Raw genomic sequence first — 21,110 nt, forward strand, 5'->3', positions numbered from 1 at the left:
GGGAGAGTAGGACACCGCCGGACTTAACTTAGAAAAAACAGGAAAGCCACCCCACGGGGTGGCTTTTCTGCGTTTAACCCCACCCTCAGAACGCGCCCATCCCGTCGGTCGAGCCTGTCGAGACCCCGCACGACGGCCCACGCACCGCGGGGCCGGGGGAGTACCTCACCAGGTCTCGACAGGCTCGACCACCGAGGCTGGCACGCACCCGGGACCGGCTCACGGGCGTCGATCTCAAGAACGCCACCATCCCGTCGGTCGAGCTTGTCGAGACCCCGCACGACGCCCTCGGCCACGCAATCGACATCCACGCACGTCACCGGGTCTCGACACGCTCGACCAACGAGGCGGGCGCGTCCCCGGGACTGGGTCACCAGGTCTCGACACGCTCGACCAACGAGGCGGGCGCGTCCCCGGGACTGGGTCACCAGGTCTCGACAGGCTCGACCAGCGAGGCGGACGCGTNCCAGGTCTCGACAGGCTCGACCAGCGAGGCGGACGCGTCCCGGGACCGGGTCACCGGGCCTCGACACGCTCTCGACCAACGAGAGCGAGGGCGGGCGCGAGCCGCAACGCATCCGCGAACCGTGAGAAAAGCACCAGGATGCGCGAGTTTTCGGGGCTTAACTCACAGGTCGCGGATATGGCGGGCCGCTCGGCGCCGCAGGACGGCCCACGGAACGCGCCCATCCCGTCGGTCGAGCCTGCCGAGACCCCGCACGACGGCCTACCCACCGCGGGGCCGGGGAGCACCTCGCCGGGTCTCGACACGCTCGACCAACGATCCGCGAACTGTGAGCTGAGCACCTAAAAACCCACGGTTGTGAGGCTTTGCTCACAGTTCGCGGGGGAGGGGGGGCAGCGCTCGGGGAAGTCGTGGGGCGCGATTTCAGTCGGGGGTCTGCGCAGTGAGATAGCGGCGCAGCCCGGGAATGGCGAAGTCGACTTTGCCGTGGCCCACCGACTCGATGAGTCCGGCGGCCATGAGCCGGGTGCGGTAGTTGGCGACAAGGTTTGACCTGGCACCCAGGCGGTGCCCGATGTCGCCGCTGGTCGACGGCCCGTCATCCTTGGCCATGGCGTTGAGGAAAGCCATGTCTTTGGCAGAGGCCGTCGAGAGGGCAGCCTCGATCACCGTGCGGGCGTTGCGGCGGTGGGCGCCTTCGATGGCCCGAGCGACCGACTCGGCGTCGAGCGTGCCCTCGTGGTTCTCGGCTTCCCGCCAGAGGAAGTAGCCGACAAGCTGGATGAGGAATGGGTATCCCCCCGTCGCTTCGGATGCTTGCCGGATCAGGGCCGGTTCGATGTTGAATCCCGCCGCCGCGAACGTATCGGCGAATGACGCCTCGACGTCCCGGACCGTGGCTGCATGCAGGTCGATCTTGTCGGCGCGGCGAAGGAAGGTGGCTACGCCTTCGTTGAGCAAGTCGGACACTGCGGCCGGCAGCCCGGCGAAGACAAGCCCGATAGGAAGTCGGTCCTGAATCATGTGCTGCACGCTTGCGGCCAGCTGAGCCAGTTCAGTCCGGTCGGCGGCATGGATTTCGTCCACGGTGATGACCAGGCCGGTGCCGCGACTCTGGAGGAGCCGGAGGAGCACTTCGGCGAGGTTCCGCCACGCGACCTGGCGTTCCGGTGGGAGCGCTGTCGTGAGGCCGAAGCCGGCAGCGGTCACCGCGATGACCTTGCGCCCCTGCGGCCCCTCACCGAGCTCTTCGGAGAGCTGGCGCATGGATTCACCGATCCTGCCCATGAAGCCGCGGGTGGCCGTCTCGGAGACCACTGCCCAGCCGTGCTCCCTGGCCATGTCGTGGGCAGCACCCAGCATGACGGTCTTACCGATACCTCGAGCGCCGGTAAAGATGGTGAGCAGTCCAGGCGCTCCCGAACCGAGGCGCAAGCCGTAGGCGAACTCGTTCAGAAGGCCGGCCCGGCCAATGATGTCCGGCGGGGTCGCGCCGGCTGAGGGCCGGAAAGGGTTCTCCATGACGATTCCTCTTGTGAGCGACTGTGTATCTTGTGAGTTTGGGTGACTCTATGAGTCTTGTGTGTGTTGCGGCTTTTCAACCGTATCCGTCCACACCTTCAGGTGCACGGAGGTCACGGCTCGCGGCGGTTGCCTGTAGACTAAAGCAATCGAAGCTTGATGGTTCGAAACGACTTGATGGCCGGCACCTTGGTGGCGGCGCATCGCACACTGTTTCGGCGGCCATAGCAAGAGGGAAACGCCCGGTCACATTCCGAACCCGGAAGCTAAGACTCTTTGCGCCGATGGTACTGCAGGGGGGACCCTGTGGGAGAGTAGGACACCGCCGGACTTAACTTAGTCAAAATGGCCACCCATTCGGGTGGCCATTTTGCCGTTAACGTACGCTGGAGAAGTAGTCCGGTACGTATAGCCACACCTACAGGAGATAAACAGTGACCCCCACGGAACGCAACGGGAACGACGCACGCGACAACGGGAGCGGCGATCGTCGCACCGGCGGCTACCAGGGTGGTCGCGGAGGGTCGGACCGACCCAGCCAGGACGGCGCTCGACCGCCGTACCGGGGCAACACCGGCGGCAACGACCGTCCGCAGCGCGACGGGGACCGTCCGCCGTACCGGGGCAACTCCGATCGCCCGCAGCGCGATGGTGAGCGTCCTCCCTACCGCGGTAACTCCGACCGTCCGCAGCGTGACGGCGATCGCCCGCCCTACCGTGGCAACTCCGACCGTCCGGCGTACCAGGGCAACTCCGACCGTCCCCAGCGTGATGGCGATCGTCCTCCCTACCGGGGCAACTCTGACCGTCCGCAGGGCGGGGAGCGTGCACCGTACCGGGGCAACAGCGACCGTCCGGCCTACAAGGGCAACTCCGACCGTCCGCAGCGCGACGGCGACCGCCCTCCCTACCGTGGGAACAGCGACCGTCCCGCGTACCAGGGCAACTCCGATCGCCCGCAGCGTGATGGTGATCGTCCTCCTTACCGTGGCAACAGCGACCGTCCGGCCTACAAGGGCAACTCCGACCGTCCGCAGCGCGACGGCGACCGCCCTCCGTACCGTGGCAACAGCGACCGTCCGGCCTACAACTCTGACCGCCCCCAGCGTGACGGCGACCGCCCCGCATACAAGGGCAACAGCGATCGTCCGGCGTACAACTCGGACCGCCCGGCGTACAAGGGCAACTCCGATCGCCCCCAGCGTGACGGCGACCGTCCCGCGTACAAGGGCAACAGTGACCGCCCCGCGTACAAGGGCAACTCCGACCGTCCCCAGCGTGACGGTGACCGTCCGGCCTACAAGGGCAACAGCGACCGCCCCGCGTACAAGGGCAACTCCGACCGCCCGCAGCGCGACGGCGACCGTCCGGCCTACAAGGGCAACAGCGACCGCCCCGCGTACAAGGGCAACTCCGACCGTCCCCAGCGCGACACCGAGAACAAGCCGTGGCTGAAGGACAGCGCCCGCGGCGGCTCGCCGACCCGCGCTGGAGCTCCCCGCGACTCCGGCAAGAAGCTGTGGACCCGCGACGGTGCCCCCGCTCGCAATGACCGCGACGCCCGCGTCGTGGAAGAGGAGATGACCGAAGAGCAGCGCATGCAGCGCGAGCTGCGTTCGGTGCGCCCGCGTCACGACGACCCCGAGCTGCCCGACGACATCACGTCCGAGGACCTCGACCGCATCGCCCGCAACGAGCTCAAGACCCTCACCAAGGACAACGCGGAAGCCGTGGGCCGTCACCTGGCCATGGCCGCCCGGGTCATCGAGGAAGACCCCGAGCTGGCTCACCGCCACGTGATGAGCGCCGCCCGTCGCGCCGGCCGCATCGCTGTGGTGCGCGAGAGCCTGGCCATCACGGCCTACGCCACGGGCGACTTCGCCCTGGCGCTGCGGGAACTGCGCACCTACCGCCGCATCTCGGGCTCCAACGCCCAGCTGCCGCTGATGGTGGACAGCGAACGCGGCGTGGGCCGCCCCGACCGCGCTCTCGAGCTCGGCCGTTCGGTGGACCGCTCCACCCTGCCCGCCGGCGTGCAGGTGGCCCTGGCCATCGCCATGTCCGGCGCCCGTCTTGACCTGGGGGAGACCGAGGCCGCGCTGAGCGAGCTCGAGATCGCCCAGCTCGACCCCAAGACCGCGTTCTCCTACAGCTCCGAGCTGTTCGCCGCCTACGCCGAGGTTCTCGAAGAACTCGGCCGCACCGACGAGGCTGACGTCTGGAACGAACGTGCTTCCCGTGCGGACGCCGCCCTGAACGGCGACGTCGACGAGACCATCGAGATCGTCGAACTCGACGAAGAAGAATTCGATGAAGACGAGGACGCCGATCAGGACGAGGACGAGTCCGATGAGGACAACGCCGACTCGCCCGACGAACTCGAGACCGCCGACGCCACGATCACCATCACCGACACCGAGGACGCTGCTTCATCCGATGACGAATCACACGACGGCGCTGAGGGCGTGGACGAAGATCCTGAAACGACGCCCGTTGACTGAGCCGGCCACACCCCTGGCCGGTATCGACGTGGTCCTGGCCGACCTCGACGGCGTCGTCTACGCCGGACCGCACGCCATCCCGTACGCGATCGACGGTCTCAACAAGGCAGCCGAGAGCATCCGGGTGGGCTACATCACCAACAACGCGTCACGCACGGATGCGTCCGTGGCCGGCCACCTCACCGACCTCGGCCTCACCGTGGCGCCGTCCGACGTCGTCACCTCGCCGCAGGCCGCCATGCGGCTGCTCGTGGAGCAGGTACCGGCCGGATCCCTCATCATGGTGGTGGGCGGCGACGGGCTCGTCGACGAACTGCAGAAGCACGGCTTCGGGGTGACCCGATCCGCTGAGGATTCCCCGGCCGCCGTGGTGCAGGGCTTCGCTCCCGACGTGGGCTGGACCCAGCTGGCCGAGGCCAGCTTCGCGTTGAACGCCGGCGTGACCCAGGACGGCGACTATCCCGGCATCCCGTGGATCGCGACGAACACCGACTGGACCATTCCGCAGGCCCGCGGCATCGCGCCGGGCAACGGCACCCTGGTGTCCGCGGTGCACACCGCGGTGGGTCGTCTGCCGCTGGTGGCCGGCAAGCCGGAGATCCCGATCTTCCTCGAAGCCATCAAGCGCTTCGATGCCACCGCACCGCTGTTCATCGGCGACCGGCTCGACACCGACATCCTCGGCGCCAACCGCGCCGGGATGCCGTCGGTGCTCGTGCTGACCGGCATCGACAAGGCCAAGCAGGCCCTGGCCGCCGGCCCCGCGGAACGCCCGACGTTCATCCTCGAGGACCTGCGCCAGCTGCACGAGCCCTACCCGGTGACGGTCTTCTCCAAGGACAAGTCCCAGGCCACCGTCGAGGGCGCCAGCGTGCGCATCCACGGTGCCGACGTGGAGATCATGGCCGTCGGCGACGACGGAATCAACCTGTTGCGGGCCGCCTGCGCCGTGATCTGGGCGTCCGGACGACCGATCTACGGCCTCAACGTTCCGGAGAGTCTCTATCTCGGACGGTAGCCTAGGAAGCGTGAGTGCAGACGGAGTGGATGCGGCCGTGCCGCCCAGTGCGCCGACCCCGGGTCGCCCGGGGCCCCGGCCGACGCCGTCTGCACCAGCGCCCGCGCCTATCGGCGACGCACCAGCGCCGCCCGTGCTGGACGGCGAACTCGAGGCCCGCATCACGGCCGCCGAGGCGCTGCCGCTCGAGGACCGGGCCGCGGCGTATCTCCAGCTGCACGACAGTCTGCGCGACCACCTCGAAGGTGGCGACGTGCCCCGATCGAAGGCCGAATGACCACCTCCAGCACGCCAGAGCCCGACCCCGAGACGGGGACCACGCACGAGGACGCTCCGGCGCCGAGGCGGTCGGCGCCACAGCCCACCAGCGTGCCGATCACAACGCCGGCAGCCCCCGCCGCTGAACCCGCGGATCCGCCGACGGGGGAGCAGCGCCTGGATTCGGCGCTGTTCGAACGCGGCCTGGTGCGCTCGCGCACCGTCGCCGCCCGGCTCATCTCCGAGGGTCTGGTCACCGTGGACGGCAGCCCGGTCGTGAAGGCCTCAGCCAAGGTGCGCGACGCCCAGGTCATCGCCGTGGCCCCCACCGACCACTACGTGAGCCGCGGAGCGCACAAGCTCGTCGCCGCGCTCGACGCGTTCGCCTTGCCGGTCACCGGTCGCACCGCGATGGATGCCGGCGCCTCCACCGGCGGCTTCAGCCAGGTGCTGCTCGAACGCGGCGTCGGCCGGGTCATCGCCGTCGACGTGGGCCACGGCCAGCTGTCGCCGACCATCAAGGCCGACCCGCGGGTGGTGCTCGTGGAGGGCTTCAACCTGCGCTACGCCACCGCGGAGTCCATCGCGGGCGCCTCCGGCATTGCCGACCGCCCCGACCTCGTCGTTGGCGACCTCTCGTTCATCTCCCTCACCACGGTGCTGCCGGCTCTGGTCGCCACCGCGGCGAAGGGCGCCGACTTCGTGCTGCTGATCAAACCGCAATTCGAGGTCGGTCGCGGCGGCATCCGTGAGGGCGTCGTGCACAATGCCGGCCTCCGTGCCGACGCCGTGTCCGGTGTGCTCTGGGCCGCCTGGGATCTGGGGCTGGGCGTGAACGGCCTGATCGCGTCTCCGATCGCCGGAGCCGCGGGCAACCACGAATATCTCGTGTGGCTGAGACGTGGAACCGGCACAAATCCGACAGAATGGATCGATCGGATAACCATCCTGGTGGGAGCGTGACGCGCATGACCGCAACGCCCAGGCACATCCTCGTCGTCGCCCACACCGGCCGGCAGGACTCCCTCGAAGCCGCGGCCACGGTGTGCGAACAGTTGATCGCCGCCGGCGCCGTGCCCGTGCTGGCCGCCGAGGAACGCGCCGACCTGCTGGCGTCCTGCCCGCAACTGAACGGCAGCACCGCCGTGCTCGGCGAGACCGTGCACGCCACCGACCTTGAACTCGTGATCGTGCTCGGCGGCGACGGCACCATCCTTCGCGCCGCCGAGATCGTGCGCGGCTGCTCCGCACCGCTGCTCGGCATCAACCTGGGCCACGTGGGGTTCCTGGCCGAAAGCGAACGCGACGACCTCGGCGAGGCCGTGCGCCGCGCCCTGCTGCGCGACTACCTCGTGGAGGAGCGTATGACGCTCTCGGTGCGGGTGAAGGTAGACCACGAAGTCGTCTACGAAACCTGGGCGCTCAACGAGGCCACCGTCGAAAAGGCCAGCCGGCAGCGGATGATCGAGGTCATCATCGAGGTCGACGGCCGCCCGCTGTCCGCCTTCGGCTGCGACGGCGTGGTGCTGTCCACTCCCACCGGGTCCACCGCCTATTCGTTCTCCGCCGGCGGACCCATCGTCTGGCCGAGTCTGGACGCCCTGCTGCTCGTGCCGCTGAGCGCCCACGCCCTCTTCGCCCGCCCCCTCGTCGTCGGGCCGGACTCCTCCCTCGCCGTGGAGATCCTCGCCCGCGGCGACAGCACCGCGGTGCTCTGCGCCGACGGCCGCCGCGTGCACGACCTGCCGCCCGGCGCCCGCGTGGTCGTGCGACGCTCACCGGTTCCGGTGCGTCTCGCCCGGCTGCACAGCGGCCCGTTCACCGACCGGCTGGTGAACAAGTTCAACCTGCCCATCACGGGCTGGCGGGGCCCGGTCGGACGTGAGTGAGGTGACCGCATGATCGAAGAACTCGTCATCCGTGACCTCGGCGTGATCAAGGAGGCCACCCTCCCGCTCGGTCCCGGCTTCACCGCCATCACCGGCGAGACCGGCGCGGGCAAGACCATGGTCGTCACCGCGCTCGGCCTGCTGCTGGGCGAGCGTGCCGACCCGGGCACCGTGCGGGCCGGCCAGCCGCAGAGCTGGGTGGAGGGCCGCTGGCTGATCGCGCCCGACGGCGCCGTCGCGCAGCGGGTGCGGGACGCAGGGGGAGACCTTGACGGCCCCGAGCTGCTGCTCAGCCGCTCCGTGTCGGCCGAGGGCCGCAGCCGCGCCGTCGTCGGCGGCCGCAGCGCCCCCGCCGGGGTTCTCGGCGACCTCGGCGGCGACCTCGTCGTCGTGCACGGCCAGTCCGACCAGGTGCGTCTGCGGTCCAGTTCCGCGCAGCGCGGGGCGCTGGACCGGTTCGCCGGCCCCGAGCTCACGGACGCCCTCACGGCGTTCCAACACGTCTACCACCGCTGGCACGCCAACCAGGCCGAACTGGACCTGCTCATCGCCGAGCAGGACCGCCGGGCCCGGGAAGCCGAGGACCTGCGCCTACGGATCGCCGAGATCGAGCTCGCCGCCCCGCAGCGCGGCGAAGACGACGAACTCGCCAATCGTGCCGAACGGCTCGGCAACCTCGAAGAACTCCGGCTCGCCGCCGCCTCGTCCCGCGAACTGCTCTCGGCCGAGGAATCTACCGACGACACGCCCGATGTCGTCGCCCTGCTCGAATCCGCCCGCCGCCAGCTGGACCGGGCCGCCGAACACGACCCGGTGCTGCCGCCGCTGGCCGAGGCCCTTGCCAACGCCGGCTTCGTCGTCGCCGACATCGCCGCCCAACTCTCCAGCTACCTCGCCGGCCTGGACGCCGACGGCGCCAGGGAACTCGAGCTGGTGCAGGAGCGCCGCGCCGAGCTCAGCGTGCTCTCCCGCAAGTTCGTCGGCGGCCTCGACGAGGCCATCGACTTTCTCGACACCGGCAGCAGCCGCCTGGTCGAGCTCGACAGCGACTCCGACCGGATCGACGCCCTGCGCACCGAGACCGTCGCCGACCGCGACCTCGTGCAGCGGCTCGCCGAGGCGCTCACCGGCATCCGCACCACAGCCGCTGCCGCTCTTGGCGCCGCCGTCACCACCGAACTGGCCGCGCTGGCCATGCCCGACGCCCGCCTCGTGGTGGAGATCGACAGGCTCGACGAGGTCTCCATGACCGGCCTCGACCTCGTGCGCATCATGCTGCAGCCCCACGCGGGCGCCGAGCCGCGGGCGCTGGCACGCGGGGCATCCGGGGGAGAGCTGTCTCGGGTGATGCTGGCCATCGAGGTCGTCATCAACGCCACCGACCCGGTGCCCACCTTCGTCTTCGACGAGGTCGACGCCGGCGTGGGCGGCGCGGCCGCGATCGAGATCGGCCGGCGACTCGCCCGGCTCGCCGAAACCGCCCAGGTGATCGTGGTCACCCACCTCGCCCAGGTGGCGGCGTTCGCCGGCAACCATCTCAGCGTCGTCAAGGACAGCCACGGATCGGTCACCGCGAGCAGCGTACGCCAGCTCACCGGCGACGACAGGGCCGCCGAGATGGCCCGGTTGCTTTCCGGACTGCCCGACTCCGCCAGCGGCCTCGAGCACGCTCGCGAGCTCATTGAACTTGCCCACACAACTCGCTCCAACAGATAGGCCCCCGCTAAGTGATAGGATCGAAGCCCGTGGTGAACATTACAAACGCGGACAATTCAGACGGCATTACCAAGCACATTTTCGTGACCGGTGGTGTCGTTTCTTCATTGGGTAAAGGCCTGACGGCGGCAAGCCTCGGCAACCTCCTGACTGCTCGCGGCGTGCGCGTCGTGATGCAGAAGCTGGACCCCTACCTCAACGTCGACCCTGGCACGATGAACCCGTTCCAGCACGGTGAAGTCTTTGTCACCGACGACGGCTCAGAGACCGACCTCGACATCGGCCACTACGAGCGCTTCCTCGACATCAACCTCACCCAGGCGGCGAACGTCACCACCGGTCAGGTGTACTCGCAGGTCATCGCCCGCGAACGTCGCGGTGAGTACCTCGGCGACACCGTGCAGGTCATCCCGCACATCACCGACGAGATCAAGCGACGGATGCGCCTGCAGGCCAGCGACGAGCCGCGCCCCGACGTGATCATCACCGAGGTCGGCGGCACCGTCGGCGACATCGAGTCGCAGCCCTTCATCGAGGCCGCCCGCCAGGTGCGCCACGAACTCGGCCGCAAGAACGTCTTCTTCGTGCACGTCTCCCTGGTGCCGTTCATGGCAGCCTCCGGAGAGCAGAAGACCAAGCCCACCCAGCACTCCGTCGCCGCGCTCCGCTCCCTCGGCATCCAGCCGGATGCCCTGGTGCTGCGCAGCGACCGCCCCGTCTCCGAGTCCAACAAGCGCAAGATCGCGCTGATGTGCGACGTCGAAGAGGACGCCGTCGTCAACTGCGTCGACGTGCCCAGTATTTACGAGATCCCCGCCGTGCTGCACGAACAGGGTCTGGACAAGTACATCACCGACGCCCTGAGCCTGCCGGTCAAGGACGTGGACTGGACCGCCTGGCAGCGGGTGCTGGACGCCGTGCGCGAGCCCAAGCACGAGGTCACCATCGGCCTGGTCGGCAAGTACATCGACCTGCCCGACGCGTACCTCTCGGTGACCGAAGCCCTGCGCGCCGGCGGATTCGCCCAGCAGACCAAGGTCAAGCTCGAGTGGATCGCCTCCGACACCTGCGAGACCCCGGAAGGCGCCGCTGCGATGCTCGCCGAGCTCGACGGCATCTGCGTGCCTGGCGGCTTCGGCGTGCGCGGCATCGAGGGCAAGCTCGGCGCCCTCAAGTTCGCCCGCGAGAACGCCATCCCCGTGCTCGGCCTGTGCCTGGGCCTGCAGTGCATGGTCATCGAATACGCCCGCAACAAGGCCGGCCTCGAGGGCGCCTCGTCGAGCGAGTTCGAGCCCGAAACCGAGTTCCCCGTGATCGCGACCATGGAAGAGCAGGTCGAGATCATCGCCGGCGGCGACCTGGGCGGCACCATGCGCCTCGGCCTGTACCCGGCCGACCTCGCCGACGGATCCATCGTCGCCGAGCTCTACGGCGCCCCGGTCGCCTCCGAGCGCCACCGTCACCGCTACGAGGTGAACAACAACTACCGCGCCCAGATCGCCGAGGCCGGCCTGTGGTTCTCCGGCACCTCGCCCGACGGCCACCTCGTCGAGTACGTGGAGCTGCCCCGCGCCGAGCACCCGTTCTACGTGGGCACCCAGGCCCACCCCGAACTGCGCTCACGCCCCAGCCACGCGCACCCGCTGTTCGTCGGCCTGATCGGTGCGGCGCTGGACCGCCAGCAGGCCAGTCGCCTGTTCGAGGTCAAGGAAGATGCCTGAGACCCTCGCTGCCCGCGCCGACGCCGACGCGTTGCTGCCCCGCATCGAGGATGAGCCGGCGCCCACGGCGCTGACCTCCAGCGCCGTGCGGTTCGACGGTCACGTGTGGAACATCCGCCAGGACGCGTTCGACTACAACGGTGCCGAAATCGTACGCGAGTACGTCGACCACCCCGGCGCCGTCGCGATCCTGGCCCTCGACGACCAGGACCGGGTGCTCTTGATCCAGCAGTACCGGCACCCGGTGCGGATGCGGGAGTGGGAGCTGCCCGCCGGGCTGCTCGACGTCGACGGCGAACACGCCCTCATCGGCGCCCAGCGCGAGCTGGCCGAGGAGACCGACGTCGTCGCGGCCGAGTGGAACGTGCTCACCGAGTTCTACACGTCCCCGGGCGGCAGCAACGAAGTGATCCGCATCTACCTGGCCCGTGGCCTGTCGCCGGCCACCGAGGCCTTCGACCGCACCGACGAGGAAGCCGACATGGTCACCCGTTGGGTGTCCCTGGACGACGCCGTCGACGCCGCGCTCGCCCGCCGGGTGCAGAACCCGTCGCTGGTCGTGGGTGTGCTGGCCGCCGTCGCCTCCCGCTCACGCGGCTGGGCGAGCCTGGCGCCGGCCGACCTGCCCTGGCCGCGGCATCCGCAGAACTGGGACCACACGGTGTGACCGGCCCCGCGCTCGTCGAGGCGGCCGTGCACTCGTTTCTGCGGCATGTCTCGATTGAACGCGGGCTCTCGGCCAACACCGTCGCCGCCTACCGCCGCGACCTGGTCATCTACGCCGGCTGGCTCGCGGATGCCGAGATCACCGATCTGCGCACCGTGACCGGACCGCAGGTGAGCGCGTTCGTGCAACACCTGGGCAGTCGCGCCGAGTCGCCGTTGACCGCGGCCTCCGTCGCGCGGATCCTGAGCACCGTGCGCGGCTTCCACCGGTTCCTGCTCGAGGAATCCCTGGTGGACGTGGATGTTGCGCACGAGACCAAACCGCCCAAGCTCGGCCTGCGGCTGCCCAAGGCCATCTCGATCGAGCAGGTGACCGCGCTGCTGGCCGCGACCGACGGTGAGGAGCTGCAGCAGCTGCGCGACAAGGCGCTGCTCGAGCTGCTCTACGCCACCGGGGCGCGGGTGTCCGAGGTGGTGAACCTCAACGTGGACGACATGCTCGAGGAAGACGTGGTGCGGCTCACCGGCAAGGGCAACAAGCAGCGCATCGTGCCCGTCGGCAGCTTCGCCCGGGCCGCCGTGGACGCGTACCTGGTGCGGGCCCGGCCGGTGCTGTCCACCCGGGGCAAGGCCACCCCGGCGCTGTTCCTCGGGGTGCGCGGGCACCGGGTGAGCCGGCAGAACGCATGGTTGATCATCCGGGCCGCCGCCGAACGGGCCCAGCTGGGCATCGAGGTGTCGCCGCACACGCTGCGGCACTCGTTCGCCACCCACCTGCTCTCGGGCGGCGCCGACGTGCGTGTGGTGCAGGAGCTGCTCGGCCACTCGTCGGTGGCCACCACCCAGATCTACACCCTCGTCACCATCGACACCCTCCGCGACGTGTACACCACGGCGCACCCCCGAGCTCGCTGAAACGCGCCTCGATCGTCTGCGGTTCTCGCCCCGTCGTTGGTCGAGCTTGTCGAGACCTCGTGACGTGATGTGTGTCGCGCCCCTCGCGTTGGTCGAGCTTGTCGAGACCTCGTGACGTGCGTGTGTGTCGCGCCCCTCGCGTTGGTCGAGCTTGTCGAGACCTCGTGAGCGTGTCTGTCGGGCGCGACCCAAGGTCGGCCCGCCGGGTCTCGACAAGCTCGACCAACGGAATGGGCGCGACCCGAGGATGGCCCGCCGGGTCTCGACAAGCTCGACCGACGGAATGGGTGCGTTTCGCAGGCAAGCTCGACCACAATGGGGGAGTGACCCGCACCTCTCCGCCACTGCCCGCACCGACGCCGGCCGGCCGCTTCGGCATCCGCCGCAATCTGCTGCGGCCCGAGGACTCCGACGGCGCCGACCGGGTCACCTACGTTGAGCTGTTCTTCGACCTGATCTTCGTCTTCGCGCTCACCCAGCTCTCCCGCTACCTCTACGAGAACCAGTCCTGGGAGGGCGCCCTCGAGTCGGCGATGCTGGTGCTCGCCCTCTGGTGGGTGTGGGTGTACACGACCTGGGTGACCAACTGGCTCGACCCGGCCAAACTGCCCGTGCGCGGCGTGGTGCTGGGACTCTCGCTGGTGGGCTTCGTGGTGAGCGTCTCGATCTACGAGTCGTTCGGCGACCGCGGCATCGTCTTCGCGCTGGCCTACTCGGTGCTGCAACTGGGCCGCACGGCCTTCATGGTGCTCGCCGTGGCCCGGCACGACGCCGAGCTGCGTCGCACCTTCGTACGCATCCTGGTCTGGCTGGCCCTCTCCAGCGTGTTCTGGATCGTCGGGGCGCTGCTACCGCTGCAGTACCGGCTGCCGCTCTGGCTGATCGCCCTGGCCATCGAGTACCTCTCCGCCGGGGTGGGCTTCTGGGTGCCGGGACTCGGCGCGTCCGGCATCGACCAGTGGGACCTCTCCGGCCCGCACATCGCCGAGCGCAGCGCCCTGTTCGTGATCATCGCCCTGGGCGAATCGCTGCTGGTCACCGGGTTCGCGTTCGTCGCGAAGGAATCCTCGGCGGCGAGCATCCTGGGCATGCTGCTCGCGTTCGGCGCGAGCGTGGCCATGTGGTGGCTGTACTTCGACCACAGCGAACGCGCCGGCGCCAAGGCCATCGCCGCCGCCGCGGAGCCCGGCCGCATTGCCCGGCTCGCGTACACCTACGTACACGCCGTGATCATCGCCGGCATCGTGCTCACCTCGGTGGCCGACAAGGAGGTGCTCACGCATCCGCACGCGGAGATGACCCTGTCGACCGCGGTGGTCCTGGTGGGTGGTCCGGCGCTCTACGTGGTGGGGATGCTGTTGTTCAGGCTCGTCGTGGCGCGGGAGCTGCTCGTGTCGTACCTGGTGGGCATCGGGGCGCTGCTGGCGGCGTTCGGCGGCGCATTCGTGCTCACCCCGCTGCAGCTGGGCTCGGTGACCACCGGGGTGCTCGTGCTCGTGGCCGGCTGGGAGACCGTGGTGCGGGTGCGCCGGGGCACCGACGACAAGAAGGCCGGCTGACCGCGCCGGCGCATCCACCGGCAACTGTTGCCGAACCGGACAAATGGTCCCGGCGCACCGGGCGCACTTGTCCGCACGGGCAACAGTTGGCGAGCAGATGATGAGGCAGCTGGCGGCGCACCGGCGAATCTGGCCGGGCTGGGCCTGTCGGCTCGGTAGAATCTACCAAGTGAACTGCATGACGGATCGAGGACAGCCCAGTGGCGCGTAGAACGGATAGCCGGACGCAGCTTCCCGGACTCGAGGAACCACCCACCGGTGCAACCGGTCGCCCCCTGCAGGTGTTTGATGAACCCGCGCCGCTGAAAAGCCACGGCCCGGCGCGCATCGTTTCGCTGTGCAACCAGAAGGGCGGCGTCGGCAAGACGACGACCACCATCAACCTGGGAGCGGCGCTGGCCGGCTACGGCCGCCGGGTTCTCGCCATCGACTTCGACCCGCAGGGCGCCCTGTCGGCCGGCCTCGGCGTGCCCACGCACGACGTCACCACCATCTACGACCTGCTCCTGAGCGGCTCCAAGGACCCCAAGGAAGCCATCCAGCAGACCTCCGTCGTGGGCCTGGACATCATCCCGGCCAACATCGACCTCTCCGCCGCGGAGGTGCACCTCGTCAACGAGGTCGCCCGTGAGCAGATCCTCGCCCGGGTGCTGCGCAAGGTCTCCAACGACTACGACGTGATCCTCATCGACTGCCAGCCGTCGCTGGGCATCCTCACCGTCAACGCCCTCACCGCCAGCCACGGCGTGCTGATCCCGCTGGAGTGCGAGTTCTTCGCCCTGCGCGGAGTGGCACTGCTCATCGAAACCATCCACAAGGTGCGCGACCGGCTCAACCCGGCCATCGAACTCGACGGCATCCTGGCCACCATGTACGACTCGCGCACCCTGCACTCGCGTGAGGTCCTCGAACGGGTCGTCGACGCGTTCGGCGACCGGGTGCTCGACACCGTCATCGGCCGTACCGTCAAATTCCCGGATGCCAGTGTCGCGGGGGTGCCGATCACCGAGTTCGCTCCGGAACACGCCGCCGCCAAGGCCTACAAGCAGGCGGCGCGGGAACTGATCCAGCGTGGCGCGGTCGCCTAAGCGCACCTCGGCCGCTCCGGCCCGCGTCGCGGCGACCACCGCCACGACCAACACCCGCACGGCCGGCAGCGGCACGGGCACGGGCACGACCGGCGAGTCCGGCACGCCCGCGCCCGGTTTCTCCGTGGCCCTGCAGAACTTCGAGGGACCGTTCGACCTGCTGCTCTCCCTGATCGGCAAGCACGAACTCGACATCACCGAGATCTCCCTGAGCCGGGTCACCGACGAATTCATCTCCTACCTGCGCGGGCTCGACGCCGCCGAGGAACTCGACCAGGCCACCGAGTTCCTCGTGGTGGCCGCCACCCTGCTCGACCTCAAATTGGTGGGCCTGCTGCCGCAGGGTGAGCTGGTGGATGCCGAGGACGTGGCGCTGCTCGAGGCCCGCGATCTCCTGTTCGCCCGGCTGCTGCAGTACCGCGCGTTCAAGACGGCGTCGGAGTGGTTCCTCGAGCACCTCGAACACGAAGCGACCCGGCATGTGCGGTCGGTGCGGCTCGAGGAGAAGTACCGCACCACGACTCCAGAGCTGGTCTGGACGCTGTCACTGGGTGACTTCGGCGCGCTGGCGGCGCTGGCGCTCACACCGCGGGAGCTGCCGACCGTGGGGCTGGAGCATCTGCACGCGCCGCTGGTCAGCATCCGCGAACAGGCGGCGATCGTGGTGGCGATGCTGCGGGCCAACCAGAGCCTCACCTTTCGGGAGCTGATCGTGGACTGCGCCGAGAAAGGCCACGTGATCGCCCGTTTCCTGGCCGTGCTGGAGCTGTACCGGCACGGCGCCCTCACCTTCGACCAGCTCGAACCGCTCGGCGAGCTCAGTTTGCACTGGGACGCCGACGGCTGGTCGGATGACAATCTCGCGAACCTCGGAGCCGACTATGACGCCTGATGCCAGCATGACCGCCGTCGACGAGGTCTCGACAAGCTCGACCAACGGTGGGGTCTCGACAAGCTCGACCAACGAGATGGGTGCGACCGAGCGATTGGGTCGCGGGGTCTCGACAAGCTCGACCAACGGTGGGGTCTCGACCAACGGCCAGCCCATTGAGCGGCGGCTCGAGGCGATCCTGATGGTGGCGGATGAGCCGCAGAGCCTGGTGCACCTGGCCACCGCGGTCGCGCATCCGCTCGTGGACGTGCGCGAAGCCATCCTGCGGCTCGTCGCCGACTTCGACGGGAAAGCCGGCACCGTGCGGCGCGGCTTCGAACTGCGCGAAGTGGCCGGCGGCTGGCGCATCTACGTGCGCCCAGAACACGACCCGGTCGTGGCCGATTTTGTGCTCACCCAGAACCCCAGCCGGCTCTCCCAAGCCGCCCTGGAGACCCTCGCGGTGATCGCTTACAAGCAACCGATCAGCCGCGGCGCGGTAGCCTCGATTCGGGCCGTTAACGTCGACTCTGTCGTGCGCACCCTCCTGGGACGCGGATTGATCACCGAGGCCTTCACCGATAGCGAGACCGGCGCGATCAATTACGCCACCACCGACCTGCTGCTCACCCAGCTGGGAATCAACTCGCTCGACGAGTTGCCACTAATTTCGCCGTTGCTCGCCGACGGTGCGAACGGATTCGAGGATCTACCATGACCGACCACAACGACGGCTACACCGACACCAGCAGCACCAACCCCGACTTCGCCACCAACCCCGAGGCCGCCGCCGACGGCATCCGCCTGCAGAAGGTGCTCTCCGCCGCTGGCGTCGCCTCCCGCCGGGTCAGCGAAGAGATGATCAGCTCCGGCCGGGTGCGGGTCAACGGCACGGTCGTCACCGAACTCGGCCGCCGCGTGCACCCCGAGACCGACAAGATCGCCGTGGACAACGTCGCCGTGCAGCTGGACACCAGCCGCCGCTACGTGATGCTCAACAAGCCCGTCGGCGTCGTCTCCTCCATGCAGGACGAAAGCGGCCGGCCCGACCTCCGCCAGTTCACCGACGGCTACGAAGAACGCCTGTTCAACGTGGGCCGCCTCGACGCCGCCACCAGCGGCCTGCTGATCCTCACCAACGACGGCGACCTCGCCCACGTGCTCGCGCACCCCTCCTTCGGCGTCGCCAAGACCTACATCGCCAAGGTCGAGGGCCGCGTCTCGGCGCAGACCATCGGCAAGCTGCAGAGCGGCATCGAGCTGGAGGACGGCCCCATCGCCGCCGACAAGGCCCGCATCCTCACCAGCCCTCCCGGCGACGGCTTCACCCTCGTCGAGCTCACCCTGCACTCCGGCCGCAACCGCATCGTGCGCCGGATGATGGACGCCGTCGGCCACCCCGTCGTGGACCTGGTGCGCCGCCAGTTCGGCCCGCTGCAGCTGGGCACCCTCCGCTCCGGCGCCGTGCGCGACCTCACTAAGGTGGAACTCGGTCAGCTGCTCACGGTGTCCCGCGCCGAAGTGCAGAAGTAACCCGCAGCATCCGTTTCACCCCTGTCAACCGCGCAAGTTTGGAGCCGAACGTGGTCGAGTCTCGCCTGATCGGGCCGGTGCGCGTCGTCGGCGCCGGGCTCCTGGGAACCAGCATCGGTCTGGGCCTGAGCGCCCGGGGCATCGACGTGATCCTCGCCGACGCCTCACCGACGAACCTGTCGCTGGCCATCGACTACGGCGCCGGCCGCGCCGCCACCCCCGGCGACGCCCCGCAGCTGATTGTGGTGTGCGTGCCGCCGGACGTGACCGCCGACATCGTCGCCCGTGAACTCGAGGCCTTCCCCGACGCGATCGTGACGGATGTGGCCAGCGTCAAGCTGGCTCCGCTGACCGAGCTGCGCGAACGCGGCGCCGACGTGTCCCGGTACATCGGCTCGCACCCGCTCGCCGGCCGGGAACGCGGCGGACCGCTCGCCGGCCGCGCCGACCTGTTCATCGGCCGGCCCTGGGTGGTCGCCGCGCACGACGACATCAGCTACCAGCGCGCCACCGCGATCGACGACCTGATCCTCGACCTCGGCGCCACCCTGGTGGAGATGACCCCGGAAGAGCACGACAAGGGTGTGGCCCTGGTCTCCCACGTGCCGCAGGTGGTGGCCACCCTGATGGCCCGCCGTCTCACCGACGCGCCCGCCTCCGCGCTGAACCTCGCCGGGCAGGGCCTGCGCGACGTCACTCGCGTCGCCGCGAGCGACCCCGAGCTGTGGGTGCAGATCCTCGGCGCCAACCCGGCGCCGGTGCGCCAGATCCTGCTCGCGCTGCGCGAAGACCTCGACCGGTTCATCGGCGCCCTCGCCGACCCGGCCGCCCCCGGCGCCCGCCGCCAGGTGGCTGAGGAGATCGCCGGCGGCAACACCGGTGTGGCCCGGCTGCCCGGCAAGCACGGCCAGGACCGCCGCTACGCCAGCCTCACCGTGATGGTCGACGACACCCCCGGCCAGCTCGCCCGCCTGTTCAACGAAATCGGCGAGGCGGGCGTCAACCTCGAAGACCTGCGCCTCGAGCACTCCCCGGGAGCCCAGATCGGGCTCGCCGAGATCAGCATCCTCCCCGAGGCGGTCAGCCGCCTCACCATTGAGCTGGCCGCACGCGGCTGGCGGATTGTCGGTTAGACGTTTGAGTAAGCATTCCTACCCCCTGTTCGTCGCGATCGACGGGCCTGCCGGCAGCGGCAAGTCCAGCGTCAGTCGTGCCGTGGCCCGCCGCCTCGGCTACGGCTACCTCGACACCGGCGCCGCCTACCGGGCGCTGGCCTGGCTGGTCATCGACCAGGAGGTCGACCCGCAGAATTCCACAGCGGTCAGCGCTCTGCTGCCCACCTTCGATTACACGATCGGCACCGAACCGGATGCCTACTTCGTGCGGGTGGGGGAGACCGACGTCACCGACGCTATCCGTGAACCGCAGATCTCGGCCGCGGTCAGCGCAATCGCCCGGGTCCCCGCGGTGCGCACCCACCTGACCGAACTGTTCCGCAGCATCGCCCGGGCGGTTCCGCAGCCCGGCGTGGTGGTCGAGGGACGCGACATCACCACCGTCGTGGCCCCCGAGGCCGAGGTCCGCATTCTACTCACAGCAACCGAAGAGGCTAGAATGGCGAGGCGCTCTGCGGAAATATCAACCCAATCGGCCCACACCGTGGCGGAACAGCTGCGATCGAGGGATCGCGCCGACTCCCAGGTAGTGGAATTCATGAGCGCTGCAGACGGTGTGACCACCGTCGACTCCACCCATCTCGACTTCGACCAGACCATTGACGCGGTTGTAGAGGTCATCAATACCGCGAGGAACTCGCATGACTAACCAATTCGACGACACGACGATCCCCGAACTCGACCCGGAAATCGCTTCGCGCCTGACCGACCTCGACGAGGACGACGCCCTGATCACTCAGCGCGCCACCGCGCTGCGCACCGGCCTGAACGAATACGACCTGGACGACGAGGACTTCGACGTCCTCGACCACGTCAGCGACGACCCCGACGCGATCCAGTACCTGCCGGCCCTGCCGGTGATCGCGATCGTCGGCCGCCCCAACGTGGGCAAGTCCGCGCTCGTGAACCGTATCCTCGGCCGCCGCGAGGCCGTCGTGGAGGACACCCCCGGCGTTACCCGGGACCGGGTCACCTACAAGGGCGAGTGGCACGAACGCCGCTTCAGCCTCGTTGACACCGGCGGCTGGGAGCCCGACGCCAGGGGCATCGACGCGTCCGTGGCCATGCAGGCCGAACTGGCCATCGAGCTGTGCGACGTCGTCATGTTCGTCGTCGACTCCAACGTGGGCCCGACCTCCACCGACGAGGCCGTCGTCAAGCTGCTGCGTCGCAGCGGCAAGCCCGTCTTCCTCATCGCCAACAAGGTCGACGACATCCGCCAGGAGCCCGAAGCGGCCAGCCTGTGGGCGCTCGGCCTCGGCCAGCCCTGGCCGGTCTCCGCGCTGCACGGTCGCGGCGTCGCCGACCTGCTCGACGCGATCCTCGAAAAGCTCCCCGAGATCTCCAACGTCGCCAAGCAGGAAGTGGGCGGCCCGCGCCGCGTCGCGATCCTGGGACGCCCGAACGTGGGCAAGTCCAGCCTGCTGAACAAGGTCGTCGGCGAAGAGCGGGTTGTCGTCAACGAGCTGGCCGGCACCACCCGTGACCCGGTCGACGAGCAGGTTGAGCTCGGCGGCAAGGTCTGGCGTTTCGTCGACACCGCCGGCATCCGTCGTCGCGTGCACCTGTCCCAGGGCGCCGACTTCTACGCGTCGCTGCGCACAAGTGCGGCCCTGGAAAAGGCCGAGGTGGCCGTGGTGCTCATCGACGTCACCGAGGTCATCAGCGAGCAGGACGTGCGCGTCATCGACCTGGTTCTGGAGTCCGGCCGTGCGCTGGTGCTCGCGTTCAACAAGTGGGACCAGATCGACGACGACCGTCGCCGCTACCTGGAGCGTGAGATCGAGCAGGACCTGGCCCACGTGGCCTGGGCCCCGCGCGTGAACATCTCGGCCAAGACCGGCCGTCACATGGAGAAGCTGGTTCCGGCCCTCGAGCTCGCGCTCGAGTCGTGGGACACCCGCGTCGCCACCGGCAAGTTCAACGCGTTCCTCGCCGAACTGGCCGCGGAGCACCCGCACCCGGTGCGCAGTGGCAAGCAGCCGCGCATCCTGTTCGGCACCCAGGCCTCCAGCCGCCCGCCGACCTTCGTGATCTTCACCACCGGGTTCCTCGACCCGGGCTACCGCCGGTTCATCCAGCGTCGCCTGCGCGAGGTCTACGGCTTCGCCGGCAGCCCGATCAACATCAGCATGCGGGTGCGCGAGAAGCGCAAGCGCTAACCCCACCGCCGGCCCATCGGCCGGTACGACCAGGCCGTGTGCCGCCATCTT

General features: G+C 69.2%; 18 protein-coding genes and 1 rRNA gene. 18 read left to right on the plus strand and 1 reads right to left on the minus strand.

The window, feature by feature from the left end; translation table 11 throughout:
• Nucleotides 1–889: 889 nt before the first annotated feature.
• The gene (locus tag CXY76_RS12660; RefSeq protein ID WP_104165043.1) at nucleotides 890–1,987 is read right to left on the minus strand and encodes an ATP-binding protein; all 1,098 of its coding nucleotides are present in this window, start codon (nucleotides 1,985–1,987) and stop codon (nucleotides 890–892) included.
• A 214-nt stretch (nucleotides 1,988–2,201) separates the two neighbouring features.
• On the opposite strand from CXY76_RS12660, the gene rrf reads away from it, so the two are divergent.
• From rrf to der, 18 genes are all read left to right on the plus strand, one after another.
• Nucleotides 2,202–2,318: ribosomal RNA gene (gene rrf / locus CXY76_RS12665) — 5S ribosomal RNA — on the plus strand.
• A 103-nt stretch (nucleotides 2,319–2,421) separates the two neighbouring features.
• Nucleotides 2,422–4,488 (plus strand): primosomal protein, encoded by a 2,067-nt coding sequence (locus CXY76_RS19685; RefSeq protein WP_233199800.1) that lies wholly within the window; start codon nucleotides 2,422–2,424, stop codon nucleotides 4,486–4,488.
• Complete coding sequence (locus CXY76_RS12675; RefSeq protein ID WP_104165045.1) at nucleotides 4,424–5,506, plus strand: HAD-IIA family hydrolase; 1,083 nt, start codon at nucleotides 4,424–4,426, stop codon at nucleotides 5,504–5,506. The genes CXY76_RS19685 and CXY76_RS12675 overlap by 65 nt, the downstream gene beginning before the upstream one ends.
• A gap of 10 nt (nucleotides 5,507–5,516) precedes the next feature.
• Nucleotides 5,517–5,783: a hypothetical protein gene (locus CXY76_RS19250; protein WP_146073452.1), complete on the plus strand. Its 267-nt coding sequence runs from the start codon at nucleotides 5,517–5,519 to the stop codon at nucleotides 5,781–5,783.
• Nucleotides 5,780–6,727, plus strand: coding sequence for a TlyA family RNA methyltransferase (locus CXY76_RS12680; RefSeq protein WP_104165047.1), 948 nt, complete (start codon nucleotides 5,780–5,782; stop codon nucleotides 6,725–6,727). The genes CXY76_RS19250 and CXY76_RS12680 overlap by 4 nt, the downstream gene beginning before the upstream one ends.
• Nucleotides 6,728–6,732: 5 nt before the next feature.
• Nucleotides 6,733–7,653, plus strand: a complete 921-nt coding sequence (locus CXY76_RS12685) for an NAD kinase (RefSeq protein WP_104165049.1) — start codon at nucleotides 6,733–6,735, stop codon at nucleotides 7,651–7,653.
• A gap of 9 nt (nucleotides 7,654–7,662) precedes the next feature.
• Nucleotides 7,663–9,369, plus strand: coding sequence for a DNA repair protein RecN (gene recN / locus CXY76_RS12690; RefSeq protein WP_104165051.1), 1,707 nt, complete (start codon nucleotides 7,663–7,665; stop codon nucleotides 9,367–9,369).
• 32 nt (nucleotides 9,370–9,401) lie between these two features.
• A complete protein-coding gene (locus CXY76_RS12695; protein ID WP_104165492.1) occupies nucleotides 9,402–11,090 on the plus strand; it encodes a CTP synthase in 1,689 nt (562 codons plus the stop codon).
• Entirely contained in the window at nucleotides 11,083–11,757 is a 675-nt protein-coding gene (locus CXY76_RS12700) for an NUDIX hydrolase (protein WP_104165053.1), read from the plus strand. Before CXY76_RS12695 ends, CXY76_RS12700 begins: the two co-directional genes overlap by 8 nt.
• Nucleotides 11,754–12,671: a site-specific tyrosine recombinase XerD gene (gene xerD / locus CXY76_RS12705; protein WP_233199802.1), complete on the plus strand. Its 918-nt coding sequence runs from the start codon at nucleotides 11,754–11,756 to the stop codon at nucleotides 12,669–12,671. The genes CXY76_RS12700 and xerD overlap by 4 nt, the downstream gene beginning before the upstream one ends.
• A gap of 323 nt (nucleotides 12,672–12,994) precedes the next feature.
• A complete protein-coding gene (locus tag CXY76_RS12710; RefSeq protein WP_158253899.1) occupies nucleotides 12,995–14,230 on the plus strand; it encodes a low temperature requirement protein A in 1,236 nt (411 codons plus the stop codon).
• Nucleotides 14,231–14,430: 200 nt separating this feature from the next.
• Entirely contained in the window at nucleotides 14,431–15,318 is an 888-nt protein-coding gene (locus CXY76_RS12715) for a ParA family protein (RefSeq protein WP_104165058.1), read from the plus strand.
• 124 nt (nucleotides 15,319–15,442) lie between these two features.
• The gene (locus CXY76_RS12720) at nucleotides 15,443–16,210 is read left to right on the plus strand and encodes a ScpA family protein (RefSeq protein ID WP_104165496.1); all 768 of its coding nucleotides are present in this window, start codon (nucleotides 15,443–15,445) and stop codon (nucleotides 16,208–16,210) included.
• Nucleotides 16,200–16,907, plus strand: a complete 708-nt coding sequence (locus CXY76_RS12725; protein WP_233199804.1) for an SMC-Scp complex subunit ScpB — start codon at nucleotides 16,200–16,202, stop codon at nucleotides 16,905–16,907. Before CXY76_RS12720 ends, CXY76_RS12725 begins: the two co-directional genes overlap by 11 nt.
• Complete coding sequence (locus CXY76_RS12730) at nucleotides 16,904–17,722, plus strand: pseudouridine synthase (protein ID WP_104165060.1); 819 nt, start codon at nucleotides 16,904–16,906, stop codon at nucleotides 17,720–17,722. Before CXY76_RS12725 ends, CXY76_RS12730 begins: the two co-directional genes overlap by 4 nt.
• Nucleotides 17,723–17,772: 50 nt before the next feature.
• Nucleotides 17,773–18,855, plus strand: a complete 1,083-nt coding sequence (locus CXY76_RS12735) for a prephenate dehydrogenase (protein WP_233199806.1) — start codon at nucleotides 17,773–17,775, stop codon at nucleotides 18,853–18,855.
• A gap of 4 nt (nucleotides 18,856–18,859) precedes the next feature.
• Nucleotides 18,860–19,546 carry a (d)CMP kinase gene (cmk, locus tag CXY76_RS12740; protein ID WP_104165062.1) on the plus strand — a complete coding sequence of 229 codons (687 nt, stop codon included), beginning with the start codon at nucleotides 18,860–18,862 and terminating at the stop codon, nucleotides 19,544–19,546.
• Nucleotides 19,539–21,059, plus strand: coding sequence for a ribosome biogenesis GTPase Der (gene der, locus CXY76_RS12745; RefSeq protein ID WP_104165064.1), 1,521 nt, complete (start codon nucleotides 19,539–19,541; stop codon nucleotides 21,057–21,059). Before cmk ends, der begins: the two co-directional genes overlap by 8 nt.
• Nucleotides 21,060–21,110 lie beyond the last annotated feature (51 nt).

It is taken from the genome of Cryobacterium sp. N22, from assembly GCF_002929555.1.
GTDB lineage: Bacteria > Actinomycetota > Actinomycetes > Actinomycetales > Microbacteriaceae > Cryobacterium.